At 39.5% G+C, this 5,516-nt stretch carries 4 protein-coding genes; 3 read left to right on the forward strand and 1 reads right to left on the reverse strand.

The window, feature by feature from the left end:
- Positions 1 to 281 precede the first annotated feature (281 nt).
- Positions 282 to 716: a very short patch repair endonuclease gene (locus PXY01_RS21815; protein WP_127573225.1), complete on the forward strand. Its 435-nt coding sequence runs from the start codon at positions 282 to 284 to the stop codon at positions 714 to 716.
- Positions 717 to 721: 5 nt separating this feature from the next.
- Here the strand turns inward: PXY01_RS21815 and PXY01_RS21820 are convergent, their stop codons facing one another.
- Entirely contained in the window at positions 722 to 2,824 is a 2,103-nt protein-coding gene (locus PXY01_RS21820; protein ID WP_218028245.1) for a DNA cytosine methyltransferase, read from the reverse strand.
- Between the two features lie 225 nt (positions 2,825 to 3,049).
- Here PXY01_RS21820 and PXY01_RS21825 point away from each other — a divergent pair, with 225 nt between their 5' ends.
- Together PXY01_RS21825 and PXY01_RS21830 are read left to right on the forward strand one after the other, a co-directional pair.
- Positions 3,050 to 3,817: a hypothetical protein gene (locus PXY01_RS21825; RefSeq protein WP_174721862.1), complete on the forward strand. Its 768-nt coding sequence runs from the start codon at positions 3,050 to 3,052 to the stop codon at positions 3,815 to 3,817.
- 142 nt (positions 3,818 to 3,959) lie between these two features.
- On the forward strand, positions 3,960 to 4,469 hold the full coding sequence (locus tag PXY01_RS21830) for an AAA family ATPase (RefSeq protein ID WP_127573227.1): 510 nt from the start codon (positions 3,960 to 3,962) through the stop codon (positions 4,467 to 4,469).
- The last annotated feature ends 1,047 nt before the right edge of the window (positions 4,470 to 5,516 follow it).

Below are 5,516 nucleotides of genomic sequence, written 5' to 3' on the forward strand. Positions count from 1 at the left end.
AGCAAAAGGATATTTCTGAATATTTGCAGATCGATTGTATCATGTGCGATCTGTGACAGGATAGGGTCATTAGTGGGCACTGTAAACGCCACGAACCTCTTTTGAAGGGCGGTTAAAAGAAGGCGAATAGAAAAGGACACCCTGTGTCGAATCAGTGGTAATCCTGAATATTGAAAATGTAATGGTCGTTTGTTTTGCATAAAATTTTTTGAAAACGAGTTGTACTCACATTGAATTGGTTATGATTAATATATCGAAGTTTTGAAGAAGGGACTGATAAGTTGGCGGACAGATTATCGAAGGAGCAAAGAAGCAAACTTATGCAGGCGGTTAAAGGCAAAAATACCTTACTGGAATCCAAAGTGACAAAAGAATTATGGCACAAAGGACTCCGCTTTAGAAAAAACGTTAAATCGCTGACCGGGAAACCGGATGTTGCGATCAAGAAGTACAAAATAGTGATGTTTATCGATTCTTGTTTTTGGCACGGTTGTCCATTGCATTGTAAGATTCCCAAATCAAATGTGGAATACTGGACATCCAAAATTCAAAGGAATATTCAACGAGACCTCGAAGTTAACGAATATTACAAAAAAATCGGCTGGAATGTAATCCGAATATGGGAGCATGAATTGAAAAATGATTTTCAAGGGACAATCGATAAGATCGTTCTCAAAATAAAAGAAAAACCCAAGTCGATTGAACTTGGGCGATAAATACGTTATTGTTTCCCTAGTCTTGACATTGTACGCAGGTCGTCCTCCGATATTTCCGAAGCAGGAACTAATTTATAGTGCCTTTCGTCTGCTACGAAAAGGGAGTCGCCGTCCAGAATTAACTCGAATATCGCAATTACGTCCGGTGCGCTCGGACTCGAATGTACTGCGATTGCCTTATGTTGTAGCGTCGGATAACGATACTTGCAATACTCGATATCCTGTTTGATCTGTACAATACCGATGGAATCGTTACCGATTTTCGCTTGTACGGGAATAATGAAATGCTCCCCTACTTTGTTAACTCCGACATAAATCTCGTCTATTTCAATTTGTCCGATTGAAGGCACCTTGGTGCGCAAATGATTTTGCAACGAGTAAGTCGTAATGCCAGTGAATATATCTATAAGTCTGTTGTAACGGACTCTAGCCAACAATGCTTGTTCGTCATTTGGAGCATATTTTGCGATAATTTCTGGAGTGGCATCCGGGATTTTTATTTGGTATAAATTTGGATTCGGATTGATCTTCGCACTTGAAGAGAGCAACTTAAAACGATATTTCGCATCCCCGATTCCCTCGATTACCCATTCTTCGCCGTTAGTGCAGGTTTCCAAAATTTCTTTTGGGAAGGCTTTTCTGAATCGATACGAGTAAATGATGTCCCCAATATTTTTCGGGAGTTTGATTCCGAGTTTTACGGCTGACCTCTCCATATCTTCACGAACAAAATCAAATTCTCGACATCCGGTCTGATAGTACGAGAAAAAAACATCCGCTATTATTTTGTCGTATTTAGACATTACCCTGCTCCCTCCCTCTATCATTACGTTTCGGTCTCTCGTACCAATAACGTTTTTAGAGACATTGTGTTCTTTCGCCGCGGCAGTCATGTTGTAAGTTAGCAATTGCTCGTTCGATAATACAATCGGTTCCTCATCTTTTACTGCATTCCCTCCAAGAGCAACAGCCACCTGTTTCGCCACTGCCCTAGCTAACAATGGAGGTACCGCATTGCCTACTTCTCTAAAACCATGCCATTTGGTAACATGAAATCTAAACCAGTCCGGAAAAGAATGAAGTCGGGCAGCCTCTCTAACAGTAATAACTCGCGGATACAGATAATGAATAGGGCGCGGACTTGTAAATGCACCGTGCTTGCTATCGCTCCCCGCTCGCAATGTGTTGCATACACCTTCTGGATGCAATTTCAAGAATCTACTGACCGGTTCAACCGTTCCAGGTTCCGTTTGGATAAAACGATCCATTGATTCTTTGTTATGTTTTGTGCGCATAGAAGAAGTTAGCAGGGTGTTATCGAAAATTCTCGGTGCCGAAAGGTCGTTCTTATCTTCCAATAAGCCATGCATGTACTTGGCATATGCGCTAATAGGACTAATATGATATTGAATCGAATCTTGATTTAGCAAATCATCGAACATATCGACGTTCGGCAAATCGCCTATCGCTTCCGCTACCGAAGTACCCAAATGAAGCCCTTGTTTTGGAGTTGGGATTTCCCCCCGAATCGTTCTTGGTACATGGGTAGGTTCTGGATATGTTACGACTGGATTGCCTTGATATGCTCCGTAGAGAAATAATCGTTTTCTGCTTTGCGGCACTCCGAAATGCGAAGCGTCTAGAACTCGGTACGGCAAGGTAACTTCGTAACCGATGCCCTGAAATTCGCTAATTACTACTTCTAACAAATTTTTTGCGCTTCCTTGCGTCAGACCTGAAACATTTTCCATTACAAAGTACTTAGGCCTGATTTCGCTTATGATTTTATAAAAGTGAAGTAGCAGAACGTTTCTTGCATCATCTTCCAACCTTCTGCCAATCATCGAGAAGCCTTGGCAGGGCGGCCCACCGAAAATTACATCTATTTCGCCAGGTTTCTTCCCGATTGCTTGCAAAATATCGTTTCCGGTTATTTTGCTTACGTCGGCACAAATCACTTTGGTCTCCGGGAAATTAAATTGATGAATCGAAGCATGTATCGGATCATATTCAACGGCCGCGAGCACATCGAATCCTGCTTGCTCGAATCCTAGAGACATTCCACCCGCTCCGGCAAAGAGGTCTATTGCGGTAAATCTATTTCTCACAGGGGGTACCTCCTAAAAACATTGCATCTTATCATTCTACATTATTTAATGGAATAAGAGAAGCGTACGTTCGCATATTACAGCTCGGGTTAATTTAATTACGAAAATGGAGGAACTTATCTTGCCAAAATGCGCTCTTTGCGATAAAGAAGCAGAACTTGAAAACAGTCATATCATCTCAAAATTCGTGTACAGATACATAATGAAAATTCGGCAACCGGATATATGAGAAGTACGGCTAACGTTAACAAGAGACTACAGGATGGAGAAAAACGTCCATTATTGTGCGGCAATTGCGAGGATATTTTTTCAAGCAATGAAACTGCTTTTGCAAACAAGGTTTTTCATCCCTTTCAAAATAATTCAGTTTCTAACTTTGTTTACGAAAGTTGGTTAAATTATTTTGTCAGTTCCGTAAATTGGAGGAATTTGTACCTAGACATACTTGATTTTGTCAGAGATGGCGATATTCCTGTCCACGCTCTTGAAAAACTGATATATGCCGAAAGAACTTTAAAGGAGTATCTCCTTGGCAAACGAAACGATATTGGAGATATAGAAAATCATATTTTTTTCTTCGATACAATCGAAAGAACTACCGACGAAATCGTTTCCCATAATCCGCATGTGTTTTTTAGAACGAGTTCTTTTGGATACACTTTCATTACTTATGGTTATGGAGAAGGATATTACGTTTACTCGAATTTGGCTGGTATACTGATTTGTACGATCATCAAAAAGAGTGACGAAGATAAGTGGGAGAACACTCTCATTCATTTGAATCAAGGCACCATGAAAACTCCTCAATATGTAAAAAGCCCTTTAATGGGAGAAGCTATGGAATACATGAAAGAATATTCCTCAAAACAAGAAATGTCCGAAAAGCAGAAGCAGATTGTTCTTGAACAAATGAAGAAAGACCCTGATAGGGTTAAGAGAAGCAATTTCTTTAAGTTTAGGCAGTACGATGCCAATTTACGAAACGACGATTAGAAGGTGCTTCATTATGGCACCAAATGATGCTTTAGCGAATACTGTCACATCAAAAGTCTAAAGCCTGTCTATTTTGCGCACCCCACACATGTGGAGTCGGTAGTATTAATGGTAAATAAAGGGGCTTGAAGTAAACATTAATATGAAACATCTTTTTCTGATTGGCGGTACAATGGGGACAGGAAAAACGACCACTTGCCAGATTATGAAGAGTAAATTGAACAACAGCGTTTTTCTTGACGGCGACTGGTGCTGGGATATGAGGCCGTTTCAAGTGACCGATGAGACTAAAGAAATGGTCATGCAGAATATTTGCTTCGTCTTGAATAATTTTATTAAATGTTCCGTTATTGAAAATATTGTATTCTGCTGGGTCATGCATCAGCAAGAAATTATTGATGAGATCCTTTCGCGTCTGGATACGCAAGGCTGTAAGGTGCATCTTATTTCCTTGATATGCAGTCCGGACAGATTAAGAGAGCGATTGGTTAAGGATATTGATGCAGGGATTCGCACGGAAGATATACTAGCAAGAAGCCTGGAGCGAATTCCTCTTTACGAGAAACTGAATACAACGAAAGTGGATGTTTCGAACGTTGCAGCAGAGGAAGTAGCAGATTATATTATTCAGCAGTACTCAGGATCTAATTAGCTGATGCAGTGTTAGATGTGTTTGCGACTAACACACATGCCAATAATGCAGGGACATATCGAGAAAATTTCATACGGATCTTAAGAGGGCACACGTTTGGTGCAGTAGTTTTATTTCGTCAGGCACTGGTGGGTAGGGCGGTTTCTTATACCGCCCTTACTAGAATGAAGGCAGTTTCTTTGTCGCCGATAGGAATAAGAATAACGGAATTCTTAGTCTTCGTTCATAGGTTTCATCGGTCATGAAGTCTTTCCGTTGGGGTGTAGTCCTCAAATGTTCGACTGTAAAACCTGTCATGTGAGATGCACTATAATACTACTCAATGGTGCGGTGATATATCTGTACCAGGTGTAAATAATTAAAAGAAATGGATAGAGAATTTAGAGAAAATCTAAATCTCTATCCATTTTTATTTGTCATATTTTACGTTCAATAATATGGTTTAATTTGTAACGATAACGTGAGGTGACAGAGTATGAGAAGCATCGTTGAGGATTCTCGGTTTCTTACTGAAAGAGATGAGATGATGTATTATTTTCAAGATAAGTATTATAAACCCAATGAAACAGATAATTTTCATTCACCTTCAGGTAAGTATAAACTAGAAATTCAAAATTTTTATCATGAAGAAGGTAATTGAAGATATAGATACACAAAAGGAATCGTTACGGATATAGACCATAATACCATAGACATAATATATAGAAATTTCGACCCTTTTCTATTCAGTTGGGTGGAGATGAACAGTGTAGAGTATTTGTTGTGTGGACTCGATTATCAGGGATATTCCATTGTTCATTTATCAAATAAAGAAACCAAACATTATGTTCCCGAAGAGGCTTATGAGGGGCAAGGGTTCTGTTGGGCGGAAATAATGTATTTCCAATGACAAAAAATATTAGTTGTTGTTGGATGTTATTGGGCAAGCCTTATGAGCTTGTTTTTTATGATTTTTCTAATCCTATGAATGTACCATATAAAGAACTATTCCGTGTGGAAGTTAATGGCATCACAAACTGAATTAATTGGAAGGATTCATGTAGGATT

This window comes from Paenibacillus xylaniclasticus (assembly GCF_004001065.1).
In the GTDB taxonomy this organism is placed as follows: Bacteria; Bacillota; Bacilli; order Paenibacillales; family Paenibacillaceae; genus Paenibacillus_T; species Paenibacillus_T xylaniclasticus.

Coding starts and splice junctions, on each gene's coding strand:
- PXY01_RS21825 (WP_174721862.1), top strand. CDS start 3,050: ATGAGAAGTACGGCTAACGTTAACAAGAGACTACAGGATGGAGAAAAA.
- PXY01_RS21830 (WP_127573227.1), top strand. CDS start 3,960: ATGAAACATCTTTTTCTGATTGGCGGTACAATGGGGACAGGAAAAACG.